The following is a 25,741-nucleotide window of genomic DNA, read 5'->3' as shown; positions in this document are numbered from 1 at the left end:
CTGGAACTTCTGCGGATCGCGCAGGAACTCGACCACCTCCTGCAGATCCTCCTTGGCCTCGTCGATCCCCGCCACGTCGTCAAACGTCACACGACCATGCGCCTCCGTCAGCAACTTCGCCTTCGACTTGCCGAAGCCCATGGCGCGGCCGGCGCCGTTCTGCATCTGACGCGACAGGAAGACCCAGGCGCCGATGAAGAGCGCGATCGGCAGGATGTTCATCAGGACGGCGATGAACCAGGGGGTCGAATCGGATTGCGGGCGAGCCGTGATCTGCACGCCCTTCTGCTGCAGCTTCGAGACCAAGGTGGGGTCGTTCGGCGCATAGGACGAGAAGGTCCGGCCGTCGTTATAGGTGCCGCTGATCTCCGGACCGGAGATGATGACGCTCGTGATGCGCCCGGCATCGGCGTCGCTCAGGAGCTGGCTATAGGCGATGTCGCTGCCGCCGCCCCGATGGCCCGGGCTCTGGAAAAGGGTGACGAGCGCCAGCACCAGCAGGAAAATGACAACCCACAAGGCGAAGTTGCGGAAATTTGAATTCATCGGTTCAGGTTCTGCCCCAGAGGGAGATGAAGCACGGAAAAGACATCAAATCTCCCCATGCGGCTATACTCAATTTAGGCATACCGCTCTCCATTGCCAAGGGAATGCGGCGCGCATACGGCATCATCCGTAGCTCTTGGCTAAGAGAATTGGCTAACGACCTCGTGAGCGGGGCGGTTCCGGCCTCATATTCAAGCGTCCGGACCGGTCGAGATGGAGGAGAGCCCCTGCGATCGTCAGGCGCAGACCCTCGCCGGCCAGAATCGCCGCCCGGAGACGTTCCAGGCAGGTTTCGAGGCGCTGCAGGCGGCTGTTTTCGAGCCCGATCCGGCTTAAGGACAGCTCCAGGATCCGCAGGCCGATCTCGAAAGGCTCCTGAGCGAGGCAGGCTGCCCGGAAGGAGAACACGCCCTCCCCGGCGATGGGATCCGCCGCGTCCAGCGCCTGCCTCGCCTTGGTGTCCAGGGCCTCGTCGGCCTGCGCGACCCGCTCGGCGAGGCGCGCCAGGCGACCGGCGGTCAGCCCCTCTTCGGCCAGAAGCGGCATCAGCCTGCGCCAGCGCACCCGGGCGAAGCGCTGGTCCTCGTTGGATGGGTCATTGACGTAACGCCAGCCGTTCCGGCGGCAGAGACCCAGCAGGGTCGCCTTGGAATGGTCGAGGAGCGGCCTCGCATGGATGATGCCGTCCCTTTCCCGCTCGCGGCGCATGCCTTTGAGGCCCTTCAGGCCCGAGCCCTTGGCGAGGCGCATGAGGATCGTCTCGGCCTGATCGTCCAGGGTATGGGCGGTGACGAGATGGGAGGCTCCCGCCTCGCGGGCCTGCCGGACGAGCAGGCGGTAGCGCGCTTCGCGGGCTTCCTCCTGGAGGCCGGTCCGCGGCTTCTCGCCTGCCCAGACGAGGGTGCGATGGGGAAAGCCCAAAGCGGCGGCCTCCCGGGCGACGAAGGCCGCTTCCTCGGCGGCTTCGAGTCTCAGGCCATGGTCGATCGTTGCGACGAGGACGGGCGGGCGGCGCTCGGAGCCCCAGCGGGCGAGCAGATGCATCATGGCCATGGAATCGGGACCACCGGAAACGGCCGCCAGAATGCCCGTGGCATGGCTTAAATTCGAAAAGAGAAGCTCCGGATCGTCGGTCGGGAGCGGATCGTCAGGCGCAGGAGCGGCCACGGTTCGGGTGCTCGACTGGTCGGCCTGGATCAGGTGCACTTGTTGCGCTTCTGCTCGCGCTCGGAGCCCTGGCGCACATTGGCGGAGGCCTGCGGATACTTGCGGTCGAGCTCGGCGAAAACGGCGCAGGCCCGGTCGCGGGCGCCCAGTCCGTTGAGAGCCATGCCAAGACGAAGCAGCGAGTCGGGAGCCTTGGCGGCGTTCGGATGGTCGGAGGAGACGCTCAGGAACTGCTCGGCGGCCTCGCGGTAACGGCCACGCTGCAGATAGGTTTCACCGAGCCAGAACGTGGCCTCGGGCACCAGCCCGTCGCGCGGGTTCGACTGGAGAAAGCGGCGGAAACCCATTTCAGCCTGATCATAGTCCTTCTGCGAGAAGGAGGCATAGGCCGCCTCGAAATCGGCCCGCGGATCCCCGGTGCCGGTCGCCGCCACGCTCGGGCCGGGACGTCCAGGAAGAGCGCCCTGGGGCAGAGGCATCCCGTTGCTCATGGCGCCGCCTGGCCCTGCTTGGCCCTCTTCCTCGATCAGCTCGCCGATGCCGGCGAACTGCTCGCCCTGCCCGCCCATGTCGGAATCGGCCAGGGGCGCGGAGGGGGGAGTGGTGCCCAGCGGGCGCGGAGCGCCCGGGGCGTAGGGATCCTGGGAAGGATCGAACACGTCGCTGCGCCGCTGAGGCGGCGTCTGCGGCTGCGCCGGGCGGGGCGCCGGCGTCGCCGACGGCTTGGAGCCTCCGCGGCCGCCGCTCTCCTGGAAGCGGAACTCCACGTCCTCCTGGAACTTGCGGAGCTGATCCTTCAGCTGGCGGTTCTCGTACTGGAGCTGCTCGAGTTGGCCCGACATCTGGCGCATCTGGTTCTCGAGCCGGTTGAGGCGCACGATGGCATCGGCCGCGTCCTGCGCGGCCGCTGGCCCTGCCCAGGCCAGAGCCAAGGCGAAAAAGACAAGGATTCGTCGTAACATGCTGGTTCCCGTATGGGGTCGGATGCGAGGAGTGCCGATAACACAAAAGCGCCGCCACGGCGATAATGTGGCGACGCTCCGCTGTTTCACAACCCGGCTCCGGCAGCTTACGAGCTGGCGCCGCCGAGGACCGTGACCGAACGGCGGTTCTGCGACCAGCAGGAGATGTCGTTACAGACAGCCACCGGACGCTCCTTGCCGTAGGACACGGTACGGAAGCGGTTGCCGGGGATGCCGCGCGAGATCAGGTAATCGCGAACGGTCTGGGCGCGGCGGGCGGACAGGGAGAAGTTGTACTCGCGGGTACCGCGCTCGTCCGCATGGCCTTCGACGATGAAGGTGTAGTTGGGATAGCGCTGCAGCCACTGGGCCTGCTTGTCGAGGGTGGCGACGGCGGTGGGGGTGAGATCGGTCGAATCGGTTTCGAAGAACACGCGATCGCCCACATTCACGACGAAGTCCTGGGCGCTGCCCGGGGTCGCGGCACCACCGGCGCCGAAGCCGCCCGATCCATCGGCCATGCCGTCTTTGTTGGAAGAACAGGCCGCTGCCCCAAGGGCGAGGACAAGGGCGGCGGCGAATTTGACGGCGCGCAGCGACATCATTGGGAATACTCCTTACACACACGTTTGCCGAACGTTGTGTCTTTCATATCGGGCGGATGGTTAAGGGAGGGTTCCATCAACCTTGAGGGAGGCAGCCGGGATTAAGGTGAATTATGGCCAAGTTGTGGAACTTCAGCTTAGGGTTAACAGATAGTGAAGTCGGAGCTTTGCTTACCCGGAGCCCTCGTGAGCCGATTGCCCGTCTTGTGCGTTGAAAGGTCATGCATCTCGTGACGAACCAGCCCGGTCTGTCGGCTCAACCCTATCGCGCGGCCCTGGACGAACTCCGCATGGAGCGCGCCTTCTCGCGCATCGCGGACAGCGACCTGCGCCAGGGCAACGCCATCAGGCTGCTCAGGAATTCCAAGGAAAACTACCCGGCCTGGCTCGAGGCGATCCGGTCGGCGCGAGACGTGATCCACTTCGAGAACTTCATCATCGCGGACGACGCAACCGGCCGGATGTTCGCGGAAGCCCTCATGGAGCGGTCCCGCGCGGGCGTGAAGGTGCGGGTTCTCTACGACTGGCTCGGATCATCCTTTCGCGCCCTCCCCGCCTTCTGGCGGCGGCTGCGGGAGGCCGGCGTGGAAGCCCGGGTCTTCAACCCGCCCCGCCTGACGGACCCGTTCTGGATCCGGCGAAACCACCGCAAGCTGATCACGGTGGACGGCCGGGTCGGCTTCGTCTCGGGCCTGTGCATCTCCGACAGCTGGGAAGGCGGCAAAGACGGCGAGCCCTGGCGCGACACGGGCATTGCCGTCGAAGGCCCGATGGTGGCCGACCTCGATTCGGCCTTCGCCGAAAGCTGGGTGCTCTCAGGCATGCGGGCCATTCCGAAAGCCGACCTGCCCCAGGCCGATGCGATTCCCCCTGCGGGCAATGTGGCCGCGCGGCTCATCAGCGGCGAGCCCGGCATGTTCCGGACCTATCGCGTCGACCAGTTCATCGCGGCCACCGCCCAGCGCAACCTCTGGCTCACGGACGCCTATTTCGTCGCCACCACCTCCTATGTGCAGGCGCTGGGCGAAGCGGCCCGCGACGGGGTCGACGTGCGCCTGCTCGTGCCGGGATCGAGCGACGTGCCGGCGCTCCAGCCGATCGTGCGCGCGGGCTACCGCTCGCTCATCGAGGCCGGAATCCGGGTCTTCGAATGGAACGGCTCGATGCTGCATGCCAAGACCGCCGTGGTGGACGGGCGCTGGGCCCGGGTGGGGTCCACCAACCTCAACTTCGCAAGCTGGGCGACGAACTGGGAGCTCGACGTGATCGTCGAGGATTCGGGCTTTGCAGGTCAGATGGAGGCGATGTACCTGGAGGATCTGGCCAACGCCACCGAGATCGTTCCAGGCTCGTATTCCCGCCGCAGGCGCGCGCGCAACATGCGCTCCAGACGAGGCCACCGCTTCAAGCGCGGCGGCGTGCGCAGGCTCGCCGCCGGCGCCCTCGCCCTGTCCAGCAGCATCGGCAAGGCCATGGGGTCGCGCTCGCTCACCGCGACCGAGACCAGCAGCATCGCGATCATCGGCTGCGCTCTCCTGGCGCTCGCGGTCGCCATCACCGTCTTCCCGGTCGTGATCGTCTCGCCCATCGTGATCGGCCTCATCTGGTTCGGCCTCGCGCTCCTGATCCGCGCCCTGCACCTGAAACGGCGCATGCGGCTGAGGCGGCGCAAGCTCGCCATCCGCAGGCGATTGAGCAAAATCAAGGACGAGGCGGCCGCCGCGGAGAAATGATGGAAACCTGCCGCCAAGCTCGGCATTGACAGGATGCCTCCCCCCGAGGAGGTCCGACCGAAGGAGACGACGATGGCGACCGGAACCTCCAGTTCATCTTCCTACGATCCGCTCTATCGCGCCGAGTCCATGAGCGCGCTGCTGGCGCGCAACTGGTGGGCGGTGGCGCTGCGCGGCGTCTTCGCCGTCATCTTTGCGCTGATCGCCTTCTTCTGGCCGGGAGCGACCCTCCTGTCCTTCGTTCTGTTCTTTTCGGCCTACATGCTGGTCGACGGCGTGTTCGGCATCGTCTCCGGCATTCGGGCGGCCTCCCGCAACGAGCGCTGGGGATTGCTGATCCTGGAAGGCGTCCTCAACATCCTCGTCGGCGTCATCGCCTTCCTCATGCCCGGCCTGACCGTGGTCTTCTTCGTCACCCTGCTCGCCGTCTGGTCCCTGATCACCGGCATCCTGATGATCGTCGCCGCCTTCAGGCTGGATCCTGCCTTCGGGCGCGGCTGGCTGATCTTCAGCGGCATCGTCTCGGTTCTGTTCGGCGTAGCGCTTCTGATCGCGCCGCTCGTCGGAGCCGTGGTCCTGACCTGGTGGCTCGGGGCCTATGCCCTGGTCTTCGGCATCGCGCTCATCGTCCTCGCCTTCAAGCTGCGCAGCCGGAAGGACGATCTGACCGGAGGCGCTCCCCTGCGCGCCTGAGGCAGGTTATTCCCCGTCATGGCCGGGCTTGTCCCCGCCGTCCCGATGACGAGAGGCGCTGCGCCTGAAGCAATCGGGATCACCGGCACAAGGCCGGTGATGACGTGAGTGAATATGGGAAACGCAACAAAAAAGGGGCGCTGATGAAGCGCCCCTTTCGCGTTATTCTTACTGCCGACTCTCGCTGAGAAGCGGCGACCAGGTCGGGTCCGACGCGAAGGACGGCGTCTGCACGGGCTGCTCCACGCGGCCGGTGACGTCCACCATGTAGAGCTTGCCGCCGGACTGGCCGCCCGGATCGCGGAAGAACATGATGTACTGGCCGTTGGGAGCCCAGACCGGGCTCTCGTTGTGGAAGCCCTCCGTCAGGATGCGCTCGCCCGATCCGTCCGGCTTCATGATGCCGATGGCGAAGCCGCCGGAATGCTGCTTGGTGAAGGCGATGTAGTCGCCGCGCGGAGACCACGCCGGCTGCGAATAGGAGCCGTCGCCGAAGGAGATGCGGCGCTGGTTGGAGCCGTCGGCGCCCATGACGTAGAGCTGCTGCTTGCCGCCGCGGTCGCTCTCGAACACGATCTGCGACCCGTCCGGAGAGAACGACGGCGAGGTGTCGATGGCGGCGGTCGAGGTCAGGCGCGTGGTCGCCTGCGAGCCGAGATTCATCATATAGATGTTGGCGTTGCCGCCCTGCTGCAGGCTCATGACGATGCGCTGCCCATCCGGCGCGAAACGCGGGCTGGAGGTCATGTCGGGGAAGTTGCCGACGATCTGGCGCGACCCGGTTTCGAGGTTGATCACCTGCACGCGCGGCTGCTGGCCTTCCACCTGCGACATGAAGGCGATTTCCTGCGTCACGGGAGAATAGCGCGGCGACACCACGCTGCTCTCGCCTTGAGTCAGGTAGCGCACATTGGCGCCGTCCTGATCCATGATGGCGAGGCGCTTGCGACGGTTCTCCTTCGGTCCGGATTCCTCGACGAAGACGATGCGCGTGTCGAAGAAGCCGCCAAAGCCCGTGACCTTCGTATAGACGGCATCGGAGATGATGTGGCCGACGCGGCGCCAGAAATTGGCGTCTGTGACATATTGCTGACCGGTGAGCTGCTGGCCGGAATCGATGTCCCACAGACGGAACTCGGCGCGCAGTCGGCCCGACGGATCACGCGTGACGCGGCCCGTCACGAGAGCCTGTGCGCCCGCCATCTTCCAGGCGTCGAAGCGCGGAGCCGCATCGAAGGACGGGCGCTCCGGGAAGCGCGACTTGTCGAGAGCGACGAAATAGCCCGAGCGCTGCAGGTTGCCGGCGATGATGCCGGAGACGCGCTGGCCGAGATCGCCCTCGCCCGAGAAATCGGCGACAGCGATCGGCATGGGCTGGAACTGTCCGCCGGGACCCACGCGGAAGGTGAGCTGCGCATGAGCGACAGGCGCGAGCGCCGCCATCGGAACGATGACGGAGAGCACGAAGAGAAGACGGGAGACGAGGCGATTGATCATGATGTCATGTCTCAAGCGTAATGGGCTTAAAGATCAGGAAAGGTCGAACTGGACGTTCAGGATTTTCCAGTCCGAATAGAACTGCATGTACTGGGCGGGCACACGGTAGGGAGCGCAACGGCGCACGGCGCGCAGAGCAGCACCCGCGACGGCCTGATCCGTGCTGCTGCTGCCTGCGCGAAGAACGGTCGGCTCGCTCGCCAGCGAACCATCCTGGTTGAGGCGGATATCCAGCATCGGCGGCGTTCCGTCGCTTCCCGACGCACTGATCGGCGCGGTGTAGCAGCGCTGGATCTGCTCCTGCAGGATTCCCATGAGCGCGTCGCGCTGGCTCGGGTTGAGCTTCGCCGCCGTGCCGGTCGCCGTGCCGAGCGAAGCGGTCTTCTGAACCTCCGCTCCGGTGGCGCCGCTGGACTGGCTCTTCTGCTTGTTGTCGAGGAACTGCTTGAGGTCGCCCATGTCGAGCTTCTTGGCGACCTGCGCCTCCTTGCGCGCCTTCGCTTCGGCTTCGGCCTTGGCTTTCGCCTCCGCGACCTTCTTCGCCTCGGCCTCCGCCCTGGCCTTCGCTTCGGCCTCGGCCTTCGCCTTGGCCTTTGCCTCGGCGACGCGCTTGGCCTCTGCTTCGGCCTCGGCTTTGGCCTTGGCCTCGGCGCGCGCCTTGGCTTCCGCTTCAGCCTTGGCCTGCTCGATCTTCGCCTTCTCGATGGCCTCGGCCTCGGCTTTCTCGGCCGCCCTCTTTTCCGCTTCCGCTTTGGCCTGCTGAGCCTTCTGCTCTGCGGCCTTGGCAGCGGCCGCCGCCGCAGCGGCCGCCTCCTCGTCCGCGACCTTCATGTCCTCGGGACGCTTCGGAGGCGCGGGCGTATCGACCTTTTCTTCGCCGGGAGCGCGCTGCTCGGTCTTATCCGCGATGCGATCGGCGCGCGGCTTCGGCGTGGGCTGCACGGACTTGGCGTCCGTCTCGCCCTTGGTGATCTGCGAGAACTGATTGTCGGTGATGACCTCGACGGGGATGCCTTCCTGCGCTTCGGGAAACTCGGTGGCATAGGGCAATCCGATCAGGGCGGCCGTCAGCAGCGCCACATGGACGCCGCCGGACACCCAGAAGCCCGGTTCGGAGGTGTTGAATTTCAGCTTCAACGCCACGTCGTTCTGCCCCTTGCTTTCAATCCGATGCTCACTCTCTCACGAAGCGCATCGTTGATACGGAAAACCTTATCCTCTTGACCGCCCGATGCGCTAATTCTGTTCCGTTGCCGTCACCAGCGCGACCCGCTTGTAGCCAGCGGTTGTCACGATGGACATGATCTGCGCGACGCGGCCGTAATCGACCTTCTTGTCCCCGCGCACGAAGATGCGCTCGTCGAAGCCAGCCTTCGACACCTCGGCGAGCTTGCCGACGATGGCCTCGTCCGTGAGTTCGGTCTCGCCCAGGAACACCTGCCCCGTCGCCTTGATCGAGAGTGTCACGGGTTTCGCATCGGAGTTGAGAGGCGCGGCCTTCGTCTCCGGCAGATCGATCGGCACGCCGGCGGTCATCATGGGCGCCGCCACCATGAAGATGATGAGCAGCACCAGCATGACGTCGATGAACGGCGTCATGTTGATCTCGTTGATCGCGCCGCCGCGCTTTGCGCGCCTGCGGCGACGTCCGCCCGCTCCACCCGCTGCAACCATGGCCATGGCCTAAAGCTCCTCCCTCAAGCCGCGCGCGAGGACGACGAGAGACGCTCGTCGATCTGGCGCGACAGGATGGCCGAGAACTCGTCGGCGAAGCCCTCCAGCCGCGACTGCAGCTTGCCGACCTCGGACTGGAGCTTGTTGTAGGCGAGCACCGCAGGAATGGCGGCGAAAAGACCGATGGCGGTGGCGAACAGCGCCTCCGCGATGCCGGGAGCCACGACCGCCAGGCTCGTGTTCTTCGAGGCGGCGATCGAGGTGAAGGAGTTCATGATGCCCACCACCGTGCCGAAGAGGCCGATATAGGGGCCGGCCGAACCGATGGAGGCCAGGATCATGAGGCGGGAATCGAGACGCTCCACCTCGCGCTGGATGGTGACGTCGAGAACCTTGTCGATGCGCTGGGAGAGGCTCTGGAACGAGCGGGCCGAGCCTTCGAAGGAGCGCTTCCACTCGCGCATGGCGGCGACGAAGACTGCGGCGAGGCCGGTCGCCGGGCGGCTCTGGAGCGAGCGGAACAGCTCCTCCAGGGACTGGCCTGACCAGAACACGTCCTCGAAACGGTCCATGGCCCGCTTGGTGCGGGCATAGAGCAGGGTCTTGTCGATGATGATGGCCCAGCACCACACGGAGGCCGCGAGCAGCCCCATCATCACGAGCTTGACGATGAAATGCGCCTGCCAGAACAGGCTAAAGAAGGACAGGTCGTGGGCCACAGGAGCGGCCTGGGCCACATCAGCCGGATTCATCAGTTGCGTCCTCGCTCTTCGAGCAGCCTTGGGAGGAGCCCAGGGCCCACCGCAGTCGTGTCTAGGAAAATCTTGTTGCTTACCCTGCTCGTTCGCCCGCGAATCTGTCGAAAATAAGGGCGTGGACTCCCAGGGCGGGCAAGACCTTCCGAGTGTGCTCTTTTAGGCACTCGGTGTGGTTAAGGCTTGGTTTAAAAGGGGCTAAATCACTCTGAAATCAGCCGTATAGCCAAGCTTTGTCCGGGCTGCCATGCGCTGGAAGCAGATCCAGCCCACCTCCCCCTGCGGCACGTCTGCGCGCCCGGGAGGTTCGTTCCCGGGGTCAGATGTCCTGGGTCGTCGACAGCGCCGCGCGGAGGTTGTCCGGGATGCGCACGGCGCGGCCGTCGCGGACGGCCGCCACCATCACGTCGGCCCGCACAAGCACGTCCTCCCCGCGACGCACCTCCTGTGCGAGCGTCATCGAGGCGCCCCGCATATCGTTGGGCCGCGTGACCACGGTGAGCACGTCGTCCATAACGGCGGCGCCGAGGAAATCGATATTCATCTTGCGGACCACGAAGGCGAGCCCGCCCATCTCCGCGTGAAGGTCGGACTGGGCCACCTCCACCGCGCGCAGGATCTCCGTGCGCCCACGCTCCAGGAAGCGCAGGTAGCTCGCGTGATAGACGCGGGCGGAAAAGTCCGTGTCCTCGTAATAGACGCGCACCGGCAGGACATGCGCGCCGTCCCGCATGTGGCCGGAGAGATGGGGCCAGGGATGGCCCGCCTCACTCATTCTCGTCCCCATTGAACAGGCCGAACTGCGCCGCAGTCTCGCGAGAGGGCTCGGCAAGCCCGAGATGCTTGAAGGCATGGGGCGTGAGGATGCGCCCGCGCGGCGTGCGCTGCACGAAGCCCTTCTGGATCAGGTAAGGCTCGATGATGTCCTCGATGGCGTCACGCGGCTCGGAAAGGGCCGCTGCAATGGTCTCGATGCCGACCGGGCCGCCGCCGAAGGAAGTGGCGATCATGGTGAGATATTTGCGGTCCATGAGGTCGAGGCCGATGGGGTCCACGTCGAGCAGGCGCAGCGACCGGTCCGCCAGATCGCGGGAGACGATCTGCACGCCTTCGACGATGGCGAAGTCGCGCACGCGGCGAAGCAGGCGGCCCGCGATGCGGGGCGTGCCGCGAGCGCGGCGAGCGATCTCGTTCGCGCCCTCCTCGCTCATGTTGAGGCCGAGGACGCGCGCGCCGCGGCGCACGATCAGCTCCAGCTCGTCGATGGTGTAGAATTCGAGCCGGATCGGGATGCCGAAGCGGTCGCGCAAGGGCGTCGTCAGCAAGCCCGCGCGGGTGGTGGCGCCCACGAGGGTGAATTTCGGCAGCTCGATCTTCACGGAGCGCGCGGCCGGGCCTTCACCGATGATCAGGTCGAGCTGGTAATCCTCCATGGCAGGATAAAGGATTTCCTCCACGGCAGGATTGAGGCGGTGGATCTCGTCGATGAAGAGCACGTCGCGCTCTTCGAGGTTGGTCAGCTGGGCCGCGAGATCGCCCGCCTTGGCGATGACAGGACCGGAGGTGGAGCGGAAGTTCACGCCCAGTTCCCGGGCGACGATCTGCGCCAGCGTGGTCTTGCCGAGGCCCGGCGGCCCGACGAAGAGCACGTGGTCGAGGGCATCGCCCCGGGCCTTGGCAGCGTTGATGAAGACCTGGAGGTTGGAGCGCGCGGCGGCCTGGCCCGTGAAGTCGGACAGCGACAGCGGCCGGATCGACGCGTCGACGTCGTCCTCGCGCTTCTCGGGGCTCAGCAGGCGGCGTGAATCGGTCAAGGAGAGCTACCTTCCAAAGGCTTCATATAGGCGCTGGCACCCTAATACGCCATTCTTAACGAGATCAAAACAGGAACGTTGGAGGTCATGCACCCTCTACCGGGCGGTCTTATCAAGCCTCCTGCTCAGATGCCAGCAGACCAAGGTCGGTACGACGCCGACAATGGCATAGACCCCAATGATCCTTCCTTCTATGGGGAACGGCTCCTCGCCGGCGACGATTGCGGCGGCATCGGCGAGTGCTACACCGGTCACAGCCCCTGCGAGGGCACCCCAGAGCCAGTCGAAAGGCCATGCCCGGGCTTGGACCCAGCGCAACGCAGCAGTCGTCAGGAGTGCCGGAACAAGGCCGACGAGATAGGACAAAGGCACTCCGATCATTATCAGGAACCCGACGCCCTCGGATGATGGCGCTCCGTCAAGGACGGCGATCGCGGCCAAAAGGCTGGCGAAGCCGATGGGCGGCCCCAAACCTGCGAAGATGAGCCAGTTCGCCATGCGGGTCGCGCTACCGCGCCAGTTCCCTCAACCCCAACCGGATCAGCGTTTTCGCCTCGGCCTCCTCGCCCGCCTGCTTCATGGCGGCGGCAACGGCGGCGGAGGCCTGGACCTGCGGATAGCCGAGATTGACCAGGGCCGAGATGGCATCCGCCACCGGCGCGGGTGCGCTCTTGTCCTCCACCGCGCCGGTGAGGCGGATGAGGGTCGGGTCGACGGGGGCGAAGGCGGGGGCCTTGTCCTTGAGTTCCGAAACGATGCGCTGCGCGAGCTTGGGCCCGACGCCGGGGCCGCGGGCGACCGAGGCCTTGTCGCCGGTGGCGATGGCGGTGGCGAGGCTGCCGGGATCGAGAACGGAGAGAATGCCCAGCGCCACCTTGGCGCCCACGCCCTGCACGCTCTGGAGCAGGCGGAACCATTCCCGCTCGGAATCCGACCGGAAGCCGAACAGGCGGATCATGTCCTCACGGACCATGGTCTCGATCGACAGGGTGGCCGCCTCGCCGACTGGCGGCAGGTTCTGGAGCGTGCGGGAGGAACAATGAACCACATAGCCGACCCCATGCACATCGAGGATCACGAAATCCTCGCCGTAGGAATCCACCACGCCTTTGAGTTTGCCGATCACGTTCTTCCTGCTCCCGATAGCCCCCTCCCCCATAAAGTGGAGGGAAATCAGCGCCATATCCCGGATCGGCTCACGCCGTCCCGGAATGGCAGCGCTGTTCTGTAACATCTTATAGGCTGGCCACCAAAGCGCGCGCTTTCCGGTGATGAGCGTGGGCGATGGCAATGGCGAGCGCATCGGCCGCGTCGGCTTTCTTGAAGTCCGCCTTGGGCAGCAGGATCTTCACCATGGCCTGCACCTGATCCTTCTCGGCATGGCCGACGCCGACGACGGTCTTCTTCACCTGGTTCGCGCCGTATTCGGCCACGGGCAGGTTGTGCAGGGCGGGCACCAGGAGCGACATGGCGCGAGCCTGGCCGAGCTTGAGGGTCGCCTGCGCGTCCTTGTTCACGAAGGTTTCCTCGACGGCGACCTCATCGGGGGTCCAGGTCCGGATCACGTCCGTGATGCGGTCATGAAGCTGCTTGAGGCGCAGCGCGAGATCCAGATCCCCGTCGGAGGTCACGACCCCGCAGGCCACGTAGGAGAGCTTCGTCCCCTCGACGGTGATGACGCCCCAGCCCGTGTTGCGCAGGCCGGGGTCGAGGCCGAGGATGCGGACGCGTTCGGTCAATGTCTACTCTCCAGCGTCATGCCCGGGCTCGTCCCGGGTGTCCCCGTCTTTGAACCGCCTCGAGGCGTGAATGGCCGGATCACGTCCGGCCGTGACGACGATAGGCCTTAGCCCGCCATCTTCTGCATGAGCGCGTCGGACAGCTCGAAATTGCCGTAGACGTTCTGGACGTCGTCGTGCTCTTCGAGAGACTCCATGAGCTTCATGAGCTTCTCGCCGGTCTCGTCGTCGACGGCGACCGGGGTCTGCGGCTTCCAGACCAGCTTGGAGGCCTTCGGCTCGCCGAACTTGTCCTCGAGCGTCTTGGTGACCTCGTTGAGGGAGCCCTGATCGCAATAGATCTCGTGACCGTCCTCCGTCGAGACCACATCGTCCGCGCCGGCCTCGATGGCGGCCTCCAGCATGGCGTCGGCATCGGCGACCCCGGCCGGGAACTCCACGAGGCCCACCCGGTCGAACATGAAGGACACGGCGCCCGTCTCGGCGAGGTTGCCGCCGCTCTTCGTGAAGTAGGAGCGGATGTCGGAGGCCGTGCGGTTGCGGTTGTCGGTCATCGCCTCGACGATGATGGCGGCGCCGCCCGGGCCATAGCCCTCGTAGCGGATTTCCTCGTAGTTCTCGCCATCGTTGCCCGCCGCCTTGTTGATGGCGCGCTGGATGTTGTCCTTGGGCATGTTCTCGGCCCGGGCGGCGAGGATCGCGGCGCGCAGGCGTGGGTTCATGTTCGGGTCGGGCGTGCCCATCTTGGCCGCCACGGTGATTTCGCGGGCGAGCTTGGAGAAGAGCTTGGAGCGCATCGCATCCTGGCGTCCCTTGCGATGCATGATGTTCTTGAACTGGGAATGTCCGGCCATCGGGCCTCCGAGGTAACCGCCGAGAGCGGCCCGGTGACAGGCGCTCGTCAGGCGCGTGGATGTTGACGATGAAAGGCTTATAAGGCGGCGGAGGGCCACAGGCCAAGCCCCCCCTGCCGATTGATGAAAAACTAAAAGCCGAGCCAGGACGGCAGGTTGTGAATGGCGGCCAGGACAAGGTGGTAGGAGGCCCCCAGCACCGTGACCGTGTAGGCTAGGCCGGCCAAGCCGATGAGATAGCCGGCGATCAGCAGGTAGCCGTCCTCCTCCATCACCGCGATGGAGGCGATCACGAGGGCGATGGAGGGCGGGAAATTGGTGCCGGGAAAGGGAATGAGCACCGAGACGGCCACCAGGAAGGCGAACAGCCCCACCATCCGGTCGCCGAGGGGGCCGAATAGGAAGGGCAGCCGCGGCCGGCAATAGCTCTCCAGCTTCTGGAGCTTGGGCTCGGTAATGTCGATCAGGCGCTTGAACTTGGCGACCGAGACCGTCCGCCGCAGGATGAAGCCCGGCAGCCAGGGCTGCTTGTGTCCCAGCATCATCTGAATGCCGAAGATCAGGACCGGCGTTCCCACGATGCCCGCGACGCCGGGCACGTTCGGGACGCAATTGGGCAGGGAGAACAGGATGAGCACGAAACCGAAAGCGCGCTCGCCGAAGGCTCCGATGATGTCGCCGATGGAGATCGCCTCCCCCTCGGCGTTGTCGATCACGGCCCGCAGCACCGCGGAGGCGCTACGATGCTCATAAGCCTGATGAAGGTCACTCGACCCGCGATAGGGTGGCTTGCTGGTGCTGGCCGGCTCTGTCTTGGCGTCCAAAGTGTCCTCCGTCGCGCAAAGATGGGGGCGGAGCGGGACGAGGTAAAGGGAGCGGACCGTTAGTGCACCCACAACCTCATTCGTGAGTCTGGTCTACAAAGATTTAACGCAGGCTTCCCTCCCCGACGGATCTCGGGTGTTTCCAAGATGTGCGTGCCGTCTCAGAATAAAGCGCATGCTTTCCCTCCCCCTTGTGGGGAGGGCCAGGGTGGGGGTGGGGGCGATAGTCGATGAAGGTCTGGCGCCAACACCCCCACCTCCAACTCCTCCCCACAAGGGGGAGGAGGGTTTTCGGCGTCACGCTGGATGAGCCGCATAAGCCCGAGGATTGCGGGGGAGGAGGGCTGCCGGCGCTTTACGGGCCAGGCTCTCAGGATGAGGGTGATCCTTGACGAAGGTCCGTCAATCACTCCCAGAACCGAGGCCAGGTTTCCTCCAGGTTCGGCCCGATCCGCACGGCCGCCACGCGGGCCGCGAGGCCGGTCCGGTCGTCCGTTTCGACGGCTATCCCTGAGAGCGTGCCCTCGCCGAGCGCCGGTTCGAGACGGTTGCCGGGGGTCTTCTGGAGGAAGCGGCGGATCGGCTCCTCCTTCTGCATTCCGAGCACGGAATCGTAGTCGCCGCACATGCCCGCATCGGTCATGTAGGCGGTGCCGCCGGGCAGAACCCGGTGGTCGGAGGTGGGCACATGGGTGTGGGTGCCCACGACCAGGCTCGCCCGCCCGTCGAGATAATGGCCCATGGCCTCCTTCTCGCTGGTGGCTTCCGCATGGACATCCACGATGATGGCGTCCGCCACCTGGCCGAGCGGGCAATCTTCGAGCGCCTGGTCGACGGCGGCGAAGGGATCGTCGAGCGCGTCCATGTAGATGCGGCCCATCACGTTCACCACCAGGACCCGATGACCCGAGCGGGTATCGATGAGATTCGCGCCGCGCCCCGGCGTACCGGGCGGATAATTCGCAGGACGGAGGAGCCTTGGCTGGCGCTCGATATAGACGAGTGTTTCGCGCTGGTCCCAGGTATGGTTGCCGAGGGTGATAGCATCGGCCCCCGCATTCAGGACCTCGTCGCAGATCGCCTCGGTGATGCCGAAGCCTCCGGCCGAGTTCTCGCCGTTGATCACCACGCAATCGAGGTTCCACCGCTCGCGAAGACCCGGGAGCCGGTCGATCACCGCATTGCGGCCGGCGCGCCCGACGATGTCGCCGAGGAAGAGTAGACGCATGGCTTTCTTTCTATAGAGGCTTGGTCCGAATGAGCTCGGTTTCCGTGATCACAACGTCGAGCAGGCGGTCGTGCTCCTCGACGGGAACCTGCTCGATCTCCTGAACCGCATAAGCCAGACCGATGGTCAAGACCGGATGTTGCGCTTCGAGCGCCGCGATAGCCCTGTCGAAATGCCCCTTGCCGTAGCCGATGCGCCCTCCCCCGCGGTCGAAGGCGACGAGGGGAACGATGAGGGCCTTGGGGAAAACCTCCGGCGCGTCGGGGCCGGGCTCGCGCACGCCGAAGCCGCCTTTGACCAGCACGTCGCCGGGCTGCCAGAGGCGCCAGCTCAAATGGGGGTGAAGGATCTGGGAGAGAGCCACGTCCTGCCCGCGCTCCAGCAGCGCCTCCATGAGAGGACGCGGGTCGACCTCGCTGCGGATGGGCCAGTAGCCCCCCACCGGATTGACGCCGTGAAGGTCGGACAGGCCCCGGGCCCGCTCGGCGATGGCCTGGGCGGCCTCCTCGCGGAAGGCCTTGTCGAGCCCGTCGCGGCGGGCGAGCGCTTCCTGGCGGAGCTGCTCTTTCAGAACGGGAGGAGGAGAGGAATGCATGAAGTGCGGAGCCACAAAAGCCGTCGGAGAAGCGATCCCGGGAACCTACAAAGTAGGTGGGCGCCGTATGTCCCGGTCCACGGACCGGGTCAGGGACAGCTCCCTTCAGGATCGATAAGGCCCCGGGGAATATGAACTCCTAACGCGCCCCGCAGCCCCGCCTGTCCTATGTAGGGAGGAAGCGGGCCGGTTGGAAGGGGAAAAGTGAGCGCAAGGCCATCTTCTTCGACCGCCTTCAGGAGCGCGGGCTCGGGCCTACCCCCAACGAGGTAAGTAGTCGGCACCGTCGTTCTACGGATAGTATTCGGCCCCGGCCCGATATCACTCTTCCCCTACGGAATTCGCACCGAGAGCCCTGGAGGAAACATGCCCCCTTCCAAGCACAGCAATGTGTGCCTGCCGCGCAGAAGCGCCCGGGCCCATTCCCCCAGCATCCCGTCCATGATGCGGGAGGTGCTGCACAGGCTCGGCAATCTCGACGTGGAATGCGAAATCCGGCTCGATCAGGTCGAGCGTAACACCGCCGACCAGGAGCTGAAGGCGCATATCAAGGACAGGATCAGGGCGGCCCACCGGGAACGGAGGGAGCCCTATGTGGAACTCCTGGCCACGCTCCGCCAGCGCCAGCAGCGCCTATCGTTCGACGCTTGAGCGAAAAGCTCCGCCATGGCCGTCGACATCTTGGGAACCGCAGCACCAGAAGACGTGGATACCCGGCACAGGGCCGGGCATGACGAGGAGGATCCTATCTTAAGCCCCTACCCCTGCCCCGTCGTGTTGAGGCTGCGCACCAGAAACTCGATCCGTTCGGCGACCTTGTGAACGCCCTCCGCCAGCCGCGCCTCGATCATCCGGGCGCGTTCGTCCCCGGATGAGGATCTCAGGCGGGCAAGCTCCGCCTCGGCGGCCGCCAGGCGCCTCCTGGTGTCGTGCAACTCATCCGCCTGGGTCATGGCCGCCATGACGTGCAAGCGCAGATCACCGATCTCGCCGAAGGCGGCGCGCATCTCCTCGATCTTGGCATCATAGGACGCGGCCAGCCGCTCCAGATGCGCCTCCTCACCCGGGGCGCAGGCGATCCGGTAGCTCTGACCGGCAATGGTGACCGTGACCTGAACCATGCCTAGTCCTCTTCCCGTGCGAGCTGGCCGGCCTGGGTCAGGACGGTCTGAACCGCGAGAATCGCCAGCTGGACACGCCGGCTCACGTCGTCCGTGGCGGCCTCGAAGCGATGAAGGCGCGTGAGCGCTCCATCGAGTTCCTCGGCGAGGCGGGAGCGGTCGTCCTCCATGAGCTGCAGCTCGGTTTCCAGGCTTCCCCGGCGCTGTTCGGCATCGAGACGGCGGGCGACGGAGGCTTCAAGAAGCCCAAGGGCCGCATCAAGCCTTTTCATCGCGTCGTCAAGGGGGGACGTCATTCTACCTCCGGGAATCGCAACGACACTAGCGCATCGTGCGGAAAAGTGGACCCGGTTTTCCGCACCAACGATGCGCCCCTTTAGGAAGGGAGCATCGGATGGGCCCCAAAAGTGCAAATCCACTTTTGGGTCCGATGCTCTAGCGGGCGAGCCCGAACGAGCAACGGCCCATCGGAGAATTGCAGCCTGTGATCTCTTTGACTCGGAACCCCCGCGTGATAAGGAGCCCTCGCCTTTTCCAGACAGACCCGCCCCTTTGCGGGGCTTCAAGATTTGTGGATCACGCCGTGCTGAACACCGTCCCCGCCGATCGCGTCAACCATTCCGATCTGGCGAACGCCGTGCGCGTCCTCGCCATGGATGCCGTCGAACAAGCCAAATCCGGCCACCCCGGCCTGCCCATGGGCGCCGCCGATATCGCAACGGTGCTGTTCACCAAGTTCCTGAAATACGATGCCGCCGACCCGGCCTGGCCGGACCGCGACCGGTTCATTCTCTCGGCCGGCCACGGCTCGATGCTCCTCTACGCCCTTCTCCACCTGACCGGGGTGAAGGGCATGACCATCGAGGAGCTGAAGAACTTCCGTAAGCTCGACTCGAAGACCCCGGGCCATCCGGAGAACTTCATGACCCCGGGCGTGGAGACCACCACGGGCCCGCTCGGTCAGGGCATCGCCACGGCGGTGGGCTTCGCCCTTGCCGAGCGCATGCTGAACGCCGAATACGGCAGCGACCTCGTCGACCACCATACGTACGTGCTCGCTTCCGACGGCGACCTGATGGAGGGCATCAGCCAGGAGGCCATTGCGCTCGCTGGCCACCTGAAGCTCAACCGCATGATCGTCCTCTGGGACGACAACGGTATCTCCATCGACGGCCCGCTCTCGATTTCCGACTCGGTCGATCAGGTGAAGCGCTTCCAGGCCTGCGGCTGGAACGCCTTCCGCATCGACGGCCACGACCCCAAGGCCATCCAGCGCGCCATCTCGCGCGCCCAGAAGTCCGACAAGCCGACCCTCATCGCCTGCAAGACCACCATCGGTTTCGGCGCGCCGAAGAAGGCCGGCACCTCCAAGGCCCACGGCGAGCCGCTGGGCGCCGAGGAGCTCGCCGGCGCCAAGGCGGCGCTCGGCTGGACGCATGCTCCCTTCGAGATCCCGGACAATATCCGCGACGCCTGGGCCAAGGCCGGCAAGAAGGGCCGCCGCCTGCGCAAGGCCTGGGCCGACCGGTTGAAGGCCCTGCCCGAGGAGAAGCGCGGCGAGTTCGAGCGCCGGGTGAAGGGCGTGCGCCCGCAGGGACTGGCCGATGCGGTCGCCAAGCTGAAGGACCGCCTGGCGGCGGAGCCCCAGAACGTCGCCACCCGCAAGGCCAGCGAGATCGCGCTCGAGGTTCTCACCGAGGTCGTGCCGGAGCTGGTGCTGGGCTCGGCTGACCTGACGCCGTCGAACAACACCAAGACCAAGAACCTCACCGCCATCTCGCCCGGCAACTACGCGGGCCGCTACATCCATTACGGCATCCGCGAGCACGGCATGGCAGCGGCGATGAACGGCATCGCGCTCCATGGTGGCTACGTGCCGGCAGGCGCGACCTTCCTGGTCTTCACCGATTACGCCCGTCCCGCCATGCGCATCGCCGCGCTCGCCGGGATTCCGGCCATCTATGTGATGACCCACGATTCCATCGGCCTCGGAGAGGACGGTCCGACCCACCAGCCGGTGGAGCATCTGGCGGCGCTCCGCTCCATGCCGAAGATGCGCGTGTTCCGCCCGGCGGACGCCATCGAGACGGCGGAAGCCTGGCAGATGGCGCTCGAGCGCACGGACGGCCCGACGACCCTGGCGCTGACCCGCCAGAACCTGCCGCAGGTGCGCAAGGAAGGCGGGGCGAAGAACCTCTCCGCCACCGGCGCCTACGAGCTGTCCCCGGCCAGCGGAAAGGCCCGTGCCACCATCTTCGCCTCCGGTTCCGAGGTCGAGATCGCCCTTGCGGCGCAGAAGATCCTGGAAGAGCAGAGCTTCGCGGTCCGCGTGGTGTCGGTCCCGTCGCTCGACCTGTTCCTGGCCCAGCCCGAAAAGGTGCGCCACGAGATCATCGGCGATGCGCCGATCAAGGTCGCGGTCGAGGCGGCGGTCCGCTTCGGTTGGGATTCCGTGATCGGGCCCGACGGAATTTTCGTCGGCATGCATGGGTTTGGCGCAAGCGCGCCCTACAAGGACCTGTACAAGCACTTCGGCATCACTGCCGAGGCCGTAGCGGAAAAAGTTCTCAGAACCCATAATCTCTGAGACAGCGAGAGGCCAAGGGCCTCATCACAAGGGAGCTAAGACTATGACGGTGAAGGTCGCGATCAACGGTTTCGGTCGCATCGGACGCAACATCCTCCGCGGCATCGTGGAGAGCGGCCGTAAGGATATCGAGGTGGTCGCCATCAACGATCTCGGCCCGGTTGAGACGAATGCCCACCTGCTGCGCTTCGATTCCGTCCATGGCCGCTTCCCGGCGGACGTGCAGGTCGAGGGCGAGTTCCTCGTCATCAACGGCCAGCGCATCCGCGTGACGGCAATCAAGGATCCGGCGACCCTGCCGCACAAGGAGCTCGGCGTCGACATCGCAATGGAGTGCACGGGCATCTTCACCTCGAAGGAGAAGGCCTCCGCCCACCTCACCGCCGGCGCCAAGCGCGTCATCGTCTCGGCTCCCGCCGACGGCGCGGATCTCACGGTCGTCTACGGCGTGAACCACGACAAGCTGACGAAGGATCACATCGTCATCTCGAACGCCTCCTGCACCACGAACTGCCTCGCGCCCGTCGCGAAGGTGCTTCACGAGACGGTGGGCATCGAGAAGGGCTTCATGACGACGATCCACTCGTACACCAACGATCAGCCGACGCTGGATCAGATGCACAAGGACCTCTACCGCGCCCGCGCGGCGGCCCTGAACATGATCCCGACCTCGACCGGCGCCGCCAAGGCCGTGGGCCTGGTTCTGCCGGAGCTCAACGGCAAGCTCGACGGCTCCTCGATCCGCGTACCGACCCCGAACGTCTCGGTCGTTGACTTCAAATTTGTGGCCAAGAAGAACACCACGAAGGAAGAGATCAACGCGGCGATCAAGGCTGCGGCCGACGGCCCGCTGAAGGGCGTCCTCGGCTACACCAATCAGCCGAACGTCTCGTCGGACTTCAACCACGATCCGCACTCCTCCGTGTTCCACATGGACCAGACCAAGGTGATGGAGGGCAACTTCGTGCGCGTCCTGTCCTGGTACGATAACGAGTGGGGCTTCTCGAACCGCATGGCGGACACCGCCATCGCCCTGGCGAAGCTCATCTAAGGAGGGCTGCGCAAATGACCGCCTTCCGCACGCTCGACCAAGCCGACGTCAAGGGAAAACGCGTTCTCGTCCGTGTGGACCTCAACGTCCCCATGGAGAACGGCCGGGTGACGGACGCCACGCGCATCGAGCGCGTGCTCCCCACCATCCGGGAAATCGCCGACAAGGGCGGCAAGGTGATCCTGCTCGCCCATTTCGGACGCCCGAAGGGACGCGACCTCAAGGAGTCCCTGAAGCCGGTCGCGGAAGCGGTCTCGCAGCACCTTGGAAAGACAGTGGCCTTCGCCGATGACTGCATCGGCGAAGCAGCCTCCAGCGCCGTCGCCGCCCTCAAGGACGGCGATGTGCTTCTTCTCGAAAACACCCGCTTCCATGCGGGCGAGGAGAAGAACGACCCAGCCTTCGTTCAGGACCTGGCGAAGCTCGGCGACGTCTATGTGAACGACGCCTTCTCGGCGGCTCACCGCGCCCATGCGTCCACCGAGGGCCTCGCCCGCGTGCTGCCGGCCTTTGCGGGCCGCACCATGCAGGCGGAACTCGATGCGCTCACCAAGGGACTGGAAGCGCCGAAGCGCCCGGTGGTCGCGATCGTCGGCGGCGCGAAGGTTTCCTCCAAGATCGACCTGCTTGAAAACCTCGTTGCCAAGGTCGACGCCCTCGTCATCGGCGGCGGCATGGCCAACACCTTCGTGCACGCGACCGGCCTGAACGTGGGCAAGTCGCTCGCCGAGAAGGATCTCGCCGCCACCGCGATGCGCATCATCGAGAAGGCGCGCGCCTCGAACTGCGCGATCATTCTCCCGGTCGACGGCGTCTGCGCCTACGAGTTCAAGGCGGGCGCTCACAACCAGACCTACGGCATCGACGCGATCCCCGAGGACCAGATGATCCTCGACGTGGGCTCACAATCGGTGGAGCGCATCTGCGCCGCCATCAACGACGCGGCGACCCTCGTGTGGAACGGGCCCCTCGGCGCGTTCGAGATCCCGCCCTTCGACCAGGGCACGGTCGCTGCGGCTCGGCATGCCGCGCAGCGCACGAAGGAAGGCAAGCTCGTCTCCGTCGCCGGCGGCGGCGATACGGTCGCCGCCCTCAACCACGCTGGCGTTGCGGAAAGCTTCTCCTATGTATCCACGGCAGGCGGCGCCTTCCTCGAATGGCTCGAGGGCAAGGCGCTCCCCGGCGTGGAAGCCCTGCGCGCTTGAACATTCCGCTCCGGCGAAGGGACTACCCCCTTCGCTGGAAGAAAAGACTGGCGGGATGGCTTAAGCTCAGGTTCAGCTTCCGCTTCCTAAGAAGCCAAGATCAATTGGAGAGGACGAAATGGCCCGCATCACCATGAGGCAGCTTCTGGATCACGCAGCCGAGCAAGGCTACGGCGTGCCTGCCTTCAACATCAACAACATGGAGCAGGCGCTCGCGATCATGGCGGCGGCCAACGAGGTCGATGCGCCGGTGATCATCCAGGCGAGCCGCGGCGCACGTTCCTATGCCAACGACGTGATGCTCAAGCACATGATGGACGCGGTCACCGAGATCTATCCGCATATTCCGGTCTGCGTACACCTCGACCACGGCAACGAGCCCGCCACCTGCATGACCGCCATCCAGGCCGGCTTCACCTCGGTGATGATGGACGGCTCGCTCAAGGCCGACGGCAAGACCCCGGGTGACTGGGACTACAATGTCGGCGTCACCAAGAAGGTGGTCGAGATGGCTCATCTCGGCGGCATCTCGGTGGAAGGCGAACTCGGCGTGCTCGGCTCCCTCGAAACCGGCATGGGCGACAAGGAAGACGGCCACGGCGCCGAGGGCAAGCTCTCGCACGACCAGCTTTTGACGAACCCCGACGAGGCCGTGAAGTTCGTGGCCGAGACCAAGGTCGATGCGCTCGCCATCGCCATGGGCACGTCGCACGGCGCCTACAAGTTCACCCGCAAGCCGGACGGCGCGATCCTCGCCATGCACGTGATCGAGGAGATCCACAAGAAGCTCCCGAACACCCACCTCGTGATGCACGGCTCGTCCTCCGTGCCGCAGGACCTGCAGGACATCATCAACCAGTACGGCGGCCAGATGAAGCCGACCTGGGGCGTTCCGGTGGAAGAGATCCAGCGCGGCATCAAGCACGGCGTGCGCAAGATCAACATCGACACCGACAACCGCATGGCGATGACGGGCCAGATCCGCAAGGTTCTCCAGGAGAACCCGGGCGAGTTCGACCCGCGCAAGTATCTGAAGCCCGCCATGGAAGCGATGACCAAGCTCTGCAAGCAGCGCCTGCAGGAGTTCAACACCGCCGGACAGGCCTCCAAGATCAAGCGCGTGTTCACCCTGGCAGAGATGGCCAAGCGCTACGCGTCCGGAGAGCTCGACCCGACCTTCGCGTCGAGCCGTCAGGCGGCCGAGTAACCGATCCGGTTTTCGCCTTAATCATCATCGACAAGCGGGGCCTCGCAAGATGGCCCCGTTTTCGTTATGGGTGCTTCTCTTTCCTTTCCGAGTGTCGCGATCGATGTCCGAGTCCGCCCGCCTTTACCTCGTTACTCCCGTTCTGGAGGACGCCTCCTTCGCCCCCACGCTGGCCGAAGCCTGCAAGGGCGGAGCGGTGGCGGCCGTGCTGCTGCGCCTCGCGCCGGCCGATGAGCGCAGCCTCATCAACCTGGTGAAGGCCATCGCTCCCTCGGCCCAGGAGCATGGCGCGGCCCTCATCGTGACCGCCGAGGGCGAGGCGGACCTGGCGAACGTCGCCGTCCGCGGCGGCGCCGACGGAGCCCATGTCTCCGGCGCGGACCCTGAGCAGATCCGCGAGCTGCGCGAGCGCCTCAAGGGCGATCGCGCCATCGGCGCAAGCGGCATCCGCACGAAGGACGACGCCATGACCCTGGGCGAGGCCGGGGTCGATTACCTGCTCTTCGGCGAGCCCCGCCGCGACGGCTCCCTGCCCTCCCTTGATAGCGTCGTAGAGCGGGCGGCCTGGTGGGCCGAGATTTTCGAGACGCCCTGCGTCGCCTTCGCTCCCAGCCTCGACGCGGTGGAGACCCTCGCGGCCACCCAGGCCGAATTCATCGCCCTGGGCGATGCGGTCTGGTCCCACCCGGATGGCCCGGCCGCAGCGGTGAAGGCCGCCGCCGAGACTCTCGACCGCCTGGAGGCCTCTCATTGAGGTGGGTTTCCGGTCTGATCGGCGGCGTTCTGCTGGCGGCTTCCGTCGCCGGTGCCCATGCGGCACAGCCTGATCTTGCCTATGGCGCCTATCAGCGGGGCCTCTACCAGACGGCCTTCCGCGAGGCGACCCTGCGGCTGGAGAAGAACAAGAACGATGCCGCCGCCATGACTCTCCTGGGAGAACTCTACAACCAGGGCCTGGGGGTGAAGCTCGATCCGAAGAAGGCCGCCGAATGGTATCTGCTGGCCGCCCAGCGCGGTGATCCCAACGCCATGTCCTCCCTCGGGCTGATGTCCCTCGACGGGCGCGGCATCGAGAAAAATCCCGTCCAGGGCAAGACCTGGCTCGAGAAGGCCGCGGCCAAGGGCAACGCCGTCGCCAGCTACAATCTCGGCCTCCTGCTTCTCACCAGCGGCTCCGACATGGACCTGGAGCAGGCAGTCGAGCTGCTGCGCACCGCCGCCAACTCGGAAATTCCCGACGCGCAGCATGCGCTCGGCGTGCTCTATCTCCAGGGCCGGGGCGTGACCAAGAACGCCTCCGAGGCCGCCCGCCTGTTCGAGCGCGCCGCGCAGAACGGCAGCTCCGTGGGCGAGGTGGAATACGCGATCCTGCTCTTCAACGGCGAGGGCGTGCAAAAAAGCGAGTCGCAGGCCGCCCGCTATTTCCGTCGCGCCGCGGCCAAGGGCAGCGCCATCGCCCAGAACCGCCTGGCTCGCCTGCTGGTGGCCGGTCGGGGCGTTCCGGCCAACAAGGTTGATGCGGCGGCCTGGCACATCCTTGCCGCAGCCCAGGGGCTGACCGACCAATGGCTCGACAATGCCCTGAAGGATCTCTCTGCCGAGGACAGGACCCGCGCCGAAAAGCTCGCCGCCGAGCGGCTCGGGATGCGGTGAATGATGCCTCGCGTCATCACCGGCCTTGTCTCGGTGATCCCGATTTCTGAGGCGCTATGCCTTTCTTGTCGAGATGGCCGGGACAAGCCCGGCCATGACGAGGAATACTCGCTTTCGCAAAACCGCGAAGGCGGGATCAATTGAGGCCCTGCCCGGTTATCCCGGCTTGACGCCACCCCTCCCGTGGTTCATCGACCACTTTCCTCACTTTTGCTCTTTGCCAGGACTTAG

At 65.6% G+C, this 25,741-nt stretch carries 29 protein-coding genes and 1 other RNA gene; 10 read left to right on the top strand and 20 right to left on the bottom strand.

Annotated features, from left to right (window positions below; all coding sequences use genetic code 11):
- The 4 genes from ACS5Q0_RS16905 to pal form a co-directional block, all read right to left on the bottom strand.
- Window positions 1–546: ATP-dependent metallopeptidase FtsH/Yme1/Tma family protein (locus ACS5Q0_RS16905; RefSeq protein WP_473127812.1), on the bottom strand; the 546-nt coding region annotated here is incomplete at its 3' end.
- Between the two features lie 153 nt (window positions 547–699).
- On the bottom strand, window positions 700–1,752 hold the full coding sequence (tilS, locus tag ACS5Q0_RS16900; protein WP_473127811.1) for a tRNA lysidine(34) synthetase TilS: 1,053 nt from the start codon (window positions 1,750–1,752) through the stop codon (window positions 700–702).
- Window positions 1,743–2,675, bottom strand: a complete 933-nt coding sequence (gene ybgF / locus ACS5Q0_RS16895; RefSeq protein WP_473127810.1) for a tol-pal system protein YbgF — start codon at window positions 2,673–2,675, stop codon at window positions 1,743–1,745. Before ybgF ends, tilS begins: the two co-directional genes overlap by 10 nt.
- Before the next feature lie 107 nt (window positions 2,676–2,782).
- Window positions 2,783–3,280: a peptidoglycan-associated lipoprotein Pal gene (pal, locus tag ACS5Q0_RS16890; protein ID WP_473127809.1), complete on the bottom strand. Its 498-nt coding sequence runs from the start codon at window positions 3,278–3,280 to the stop codon at window positions 2,783–2,785.
- Between the two features lie 221 nt (window positions 3,281–3,501).
- Between pal and ACS5Q0_RS16885 the strand changes: the two genes are divergently transcribed.
- Together ACS5Q0_RS16885 and ACS5Q0_RS16880 are read left to right on the top strand one after the other, a co-directional pair.
- Window positions 3,502–5,013 carry a phospholipase D-like domain-containing protein gene (locus tag ACS5Q0_RS16885; protein ID WP_473127808.1) on the top strand — a complete coding sequence of 504 codons (1,512 nt, stop codon included), beginning with the start codon at window positions 3,502–3,504 and terminating at the stop codon, window positions 5,011–5,013.
- Window positions 5,014–5,085: 72 nt separating this feature from the next.
- Window positions 5,086–5,706, top strand: a complete 621-nt coding sequence (locus ACS5Q0_RS16880) for an HdeD family acid-resistance protein (protein WP_473127807.1) — start codon at window positions 5,086–5,088, stop codon at window positions 5,704–5,706.
- A 168-nt stretch (window positions 5,707–5,874) separates the two neighbouring features.
- On the opposite strand, the gene tolB is transcribed toward ACS5Q0_RS16880, so the two are convergent.
- The 14 genes from tolB to ssrS form a co-directional block, all read right to left on the bottom strand.
- On the bottom strand, window positions 5,875–7,149 hold the full coding sequence (tolB, locus tag ACS5Q0_RS16875; RefSeq protein WP_473127820.1) for a Tol-Pal system beta propeller repeat protein TolB: 1,275 nt from the start codon (window positions 7,147–7,149) through the stop codon (window positions 5,875–5,877).
- A gap of 87 nt (window positions 7,150–7,236) precedes the next feature.
- Window positions 7,237–8,340 carry a cell envelope integrity protein TolA gene (gene tolA / locus ACS5Q0_RS16870; RefSeq protein WP_473127819.1) on the bottom strand — a complete coding sequence of 368 codons (1,104 nt, stop codon included), beginning with the start codon at window positions 8,338–8,340 and terminating at the stop codon, window positions 7,237–7,239.
- A 99-nt stretch (window positions 8,341–8,439) separates the two neighbouring features.
- Window positions 8,440–8,883, bottom strand: coding sequence for an ExbD/TolR family protein (locus ACS5Q0_RS16865; RefSeq protein WP_473127806.1), 444 nt, complete (start codon window positions 8,881–8,883; stop codon window positions 8,440–8,442).
- A 17-nt stretch (window positions 8,884–8,900) separates the two neighbouring features.
- The gene (gene tolQ, locus ACS5Q0_RS16860; RefSeq protein ID WP_473127805.1) at window positions 8,901–9,629 is read right to left on the bottom strand and encodes a protein TolQ; all 729 of its coding nucleotides are present in this window, start codon (window positions 9,627–9,629) and stop codon (window positions 8,901–8,903) included.
- A gap of 322 nt (window positions 9,630–9,951) precedes the next feature.
- Complete coding sequence (ybgC, locus tag ACS5Q0_RS16855; protein ID WP_473127804.1) at window positions 9,952–10,407, bottom strand: tol-pal system-associated acyl-CoA thioesterase; 456 nt, start codon at window positions 10,405–10,407, stop codon at window positions 9,952–9,954.
- A complete protein-coding gene (gene ruvB / locus ACS5Q0_RS16850) occupies window positions 10,400–11,446 on the bottom strand; it encodes a Holliday junction branch migration DNA helicase RuvB (protein ID WP_473127803.1) in 1,047 nt (348 codons plus the stop codon). Before ruvB ends, ybgC begins: the two co-directional genes overlap by 8 nt.
- A 96-nt stretch (window positions 11,447–11,542) precedes the next feature.
- Window positions 11,543–11,944: a hypothetical protein gene (locus ACS5Q0_RS16845; protein WP_473127802.1), complete on the bottom strand. Its 402-nt coding sequence runs from the start codon at window positions 11,942–11,944 to the stop codon at window positions 11,543–11,545.
- Between the two features lie 10 nt (window positions 11,945–11,954).
- Window positions 11,955–12,572 (bottom strand): Holliday junction branch migration protein RuvA, encoded by a 618-nt coding sequence (gene ruvA, locus ACS5Q0_RS16840; protein ID WP_473127818.1) that lies wholly within the window; start codon window positions 12,570–12,572, stop codon window positions 11,955–11,957.
- Window positions 12,573–12,681: 109 nt separating this feature from the next.
- The gene (gene ruvC / locus ACS5Q0_RS16835; protein ID WP_473127801.1) at window positions 12,682–13,185 is read right to left on the bottom strand and encodes a crossover junction endodeoxyribonuclease RuvC; all 504 of its coding nucleotides are present in this window, start codon (window positions 13,183–13,185) and stop codon (window positions 12,682–12,684) included.
- Between the two features lie 107 nt (window positions 13,186–13,292).
- Window positions 13,293–14,039: a YebC/PmpR family DNA-binding transcriptional regulator gene (locus ACS5Q0_RS16830; protein ID WP_473127800.1), complete on the bottom strand. Its 747-nt coding sequence runs from the start codon at window positions 14,037–14,039 to the stop codon at window positions 13,293–13,295.
- 131 nt (window positions 14,040–14,170) lie between these two features.
- Window positions 14,171–14,863 (bottom strand): exopolysaccharide biosynthesis protein, encoded by a 693-nt coding sequence (locus ACS5Q0_RS16825; RefSeq protein ID WP_473127799.1) that lies wholly within the window; start codon window positions 14,861–14,863, stop codon window positions 14,171–14,173.
- 406 nt (window positions 14,864–15,269) lie between these two features.
- A complete protein-coding gene (locus ACS5Q0_RS16820; protein WP_473127798.1) occupies window positions 15,270–16,091 on the bottom strand; it encodes a TIGR00282 family metallophosphoesterase in 822 nt (273 codons plus the stop codon).
- Window positions 16,092–16,101: 10 nt separating this feature from the next.
- Window positions 16,102–16,686, bottom strand: a complete 585-nt coding sequence (locus ACS5Q0_RS16815; protein ID WP_473127797.1) for a 5-formyltetrahydrofolate cyclo-ligase — start codon at window positions 16,684–16,686, stop codon at window positions 16,102–16,104.
- Window positions 16,687–16,690: 4 nt separating this feature from the next.
- Window positions 16,691–16,847, bottom strand: a non-coding RNA gene (ssrS, locus tag ACS5Q0_RS16810) — 6S RNA.
- Window positions 16,848–17,052: 205 nt separating this feature from the next.
- Between ssrS and ACS5Q0_RS16805 the strand changes: the two genes are divergently transcribed.
- Window positions 17,053–17,337 carry a hypothetical protein gene (locus tag ACS5Q0_RS16805; protein WP_473127796.1) on the top strand — a complete coding sequence of 95 codons (285 nt, stop codon included), beginning with the start codon at window positions 17,053–17,055 and terminating at the stop codon, window positions 17,335–17,337.
- A 107-nt stretch (window positions 17,338–17,444) separates the two neighbouring features.
- Here the strand turns inward: ACS5Q0_RS16805 and ACS5Q0_RS16800 are convergent, their stop codons facing one another.
- Both ACS5Q0_RS16800 and ACS5Q0_RS16795 read right to left on the bottom strand, forming a co-directional pair.
- On the bottom strand, window positions 17,445–17,807 hold the full coding sequence (locus tag ACS5Q0_RS16800; RefSeq protein WP_473127795.1) for a cell division protein ZapA: 363 nt from the start codon (window positions 17,805–17,807) through the stop codon (window positions 17,445–17,447).
- A 2-nt stretch (window positions 17,808–17,809) separates the two neighbouring features.
- On the bottom strand, window positions 17,810–18,103 hold the full coding sequence (locus ACS5Q0_RS16795; RefSeq protein ID WP_473127794.1) for a DUF4164 domain-containing protein: 294 nt from the start codon (window positions 18,101–18,103) through the stop codon (window positions 17,810–17,812).
- 356 nt (window positions 18,104–18,459) lie between these two features.
- Here ACS5Q0_RS16795 and tkt point away from each other — a divergent pair, with 356 nt between their 5' ends.
- The 7 genes from tkt to ACS5Q0_RS16760 all read left to right on the top strand — a co-directional run bounded on the left by tkt (window position 18,460) and on the right by ACS5Q0_RS16760 (window position 25,654).
- Window positions 18,460–20,394 (top strand): transketolase, encoded by a 1,935-nt coding sequence (tkt, locus tag ACS5Q0_RS16790; protein ID WP_473127817.1) that lies wholly within the window; start codon window positions 18,460–18,462, stop codon window positions 20,392–20,394.
- 43 nt (window positions 20,395–20,437) lie between these two features.
- On the top strand, window positions 20,438–21,445 hold the full coding sequence (gene gap, locus ACS5Q0_RS16785; RefSeq protein WP_473127793.1) for a type I glyceraldehyde-3-phosphate dehydrogenase: 1,008 nt from the start codon (window positions 20,438–20,440) through the stop codon (window positions 21,443–21,445).
- Window positions 21,446–21,459: 14 nt separating this feature from the next.
- Entirely contained in the window at window positions 21,460–22,650 is a 1,191-nt protein-coding gene (locus ACS5Q0_RS16780) for a phosphoglycerate kinase (RefSeq protein ID WP_473127792.1), read from the top strand.
- A gap of 118 nt (window positions 22,651–22,768) precedes the next feature.
- On the top strand, window positions 22,769–23,857 hold the full coding sequence (fba, locus tag ACS5Q0_RS16775; protein WP_473127791.1) for a class II fructose-bisphosphate aldolase: 1,089 nt from the start codon (window positions 22,769–22,771) through the stop codon (window positions 23,855–23,857).
- A 103-nt stretch (window positions 23,858–23,960) separates the two neighbouring features.
- On the top strand, window positions 23,961–24,611 hold the full coding sequence (locus ACS5Q0_RS16770) for a thiamine phosphate synthase (RefSeq protein WP_473127790.1): 651 nt from the start codon (window positions 23,961–23,963) through the stop codon (window positions 24,609–24,611).
- Entirely contained in the window at window positions 24,608–25,510 is a 903-nt protein-coding gene (locus ACS5Q0_RS16765) for a tetratricopeptide repeat protein (protein ID WP_473127789.1), read from the top strand. The genes ACS5Q0_RS16770 and ACS5Q0_RS16765 overlap by 4 nt, the downstream gene beginning before the upstream one ends.
- Window positions 25,511–25,654 (top strand): hypothetical protein, encoded by a 144-nt coding sequence (locus tag ACS5Q0_RS16760; RefSeq protein ID WP_473127788.1) that lies wholly within the window; start codon window positions 25,511–25,513, stop codon window positions 25,652–25,654. It abuts the gene before it with no gap.
- The last annotated feature ends 87 nt before the right edge of the window (window positions 25,655–25,741 follow it).

The organism is Microvirga sp. HS2 (assembly GCF_055792805.1).
The sequence above is the reverse complement of the archived record's forward strand: the minus strand, read 5'-3'. Positions and strand labels throughout refer to the sequence as shown.

Bases quoted from the DNA above. Each gene is read 5' to 3' on its own strand.
- ybgF (WP_473127810.1), bottom strand. From the start codon at position 2,675: ATGTTACGACGAATCCTTGTCTTTTTCGCCTTGGCTCTGGCCTGGGCA.
- pal (WP_473127809.1), bottom strand. From the start codon at position 3,280: ATGATGTCGCTGCGCGCCGTCAAATTCGCCGCCGCCCTTGTCCTCGCC.
- ACS5Q0_RS16885 (WP_473127808.1), top strand. From the start codon at position 3,502: ATGCATCTCGTGACGAACCAGCCCGGTCTGTCGGCTCAACCCTATCGC.
- ACS5Q0_RS16880 (WP_473127807.1), top strand. From the start codon at position 5,086: ATGGCGACCGGAACCTCCAGTTCATCTTCCTACGATCCGCTCTATCGC.
- tolB (WP_473127820.1), bottom strand. From the start codon at position 7,149: ATGGCGGCGCTCGCGCCTGTCGCTCATGCGCAGCTCACCTTCCGCGTG.
- ACS5Q0_RS16865 (WP_473127806.1), bottom strand. From the start codon at position 8,883: ATGGCCATGGTTGCAGCGGGTGGAGCGGGCGGACGTCGCCGCAGGCGC.
- tolQ (WP_473127805.1), bottom strand. From the start codon at position 9,629: ATGAATCCGGCTGATGTGGCCCAGGCCGCTCCTGTGGCCCACGACCTG.
- ybgC (WP_473127804.1), bottom strand. From the start codon at position 10,407: ATGAGTGAGGCGGGCCATCCCTGGCCCCATCTCTCCGGCCACATGCGG.
- ACS5Q0_RS16845 (WP_473127802.1), bottom strand. From the start codon at position 11,944: ATGGCGAACTGGCTCATCTTCGCAGGTTTGGGGCCGCCCATCGGCTTC.
- ACS5Q0_RS16830 (WP_473127800.1), bottom strand. From the start codon at position 14,039: ATGGCCGGACATTCCCAGTTCAAGAACATCATGCATCGCAAGGGACGC.
- ACS5Q0_RS16820 (WP_473127798.1), bottom strand. From the start codon at position 16,091: ATGCGTCTACTCTTCCTCGGCGACATCGTCGGGCGCGCCGGCCGCAAT.
- ACS5Q0_RS16815 (WP_473127797.1), bottom strand. From the start codon at position 16,686: ATGCATTCCTCTCCTCCTCCCGTTCTGAAAGAGCAGCTCCGCCAGGAA.
- ACS5Q0_RS16805 (WP_473127796.1), top strand. From the start codon at position 17,053: ATGCCCCCTTCCAAGCACAGCAATGTGTGCCTGCCGCGCAGAAGCGCC.
- ACS5Q0_RS16800 (WP_473127795.1), bottom strand. From the start codon at position 17,807: ATGGTTCAGGTCACGGTCACCATTGCCGGTCAGAGCTACCGGATCGCC.
- ACS5Q0_RS16795 (WP_473127794.1), bottom strand. From the start codon at position 18,103: ATGACGTCCCCCCTTGACGACGCGATGAAAAGGCTTGATGCGGCCCTT.
- tkt (WP_473127817.1), top strand. From the start codon at position 18,460: ATGGATGCCGTCGAACAAGCCAAATCCGGCCACCCCGGCCTGCCCATG.
- gap (WP_473127793.1), top strand. From the start codon at position 20,438: ATGACGGTGAAGGTCGCGATCAACGGTTTCGGTCGCATCGGACGCAAC.
- ACS5Q0_RS16780 (WP_473127792.1), top strand. From the start codon at position 21,460: ATGACCGCCTTCCGCACGCTCGACCAAGCCGACGTCAAGGGAAAACGC.
- fba (WP_473127791.1), top strand. From the start codon at position 22,769: ATGGCCCGCATCACCATGAGGCAGCTTCTGGATCACGCAGCCGAGCAA.
- ACS5Q0_RS16770 (WP_473127790.1), top strand. From the start codon at position 23,961: ATGTCCGAGTCCGCCCGCCTTTACCTCGTTACTCCCGTTCTGGAGGAC.
- ACS5Q0_RS16760 (WP_473127788.1), top strand. From the start codon at position 25,511: ATGATGCCTCGCGTCATCACCGGCCTTGTCTCGGTGATCCCGATTTCT.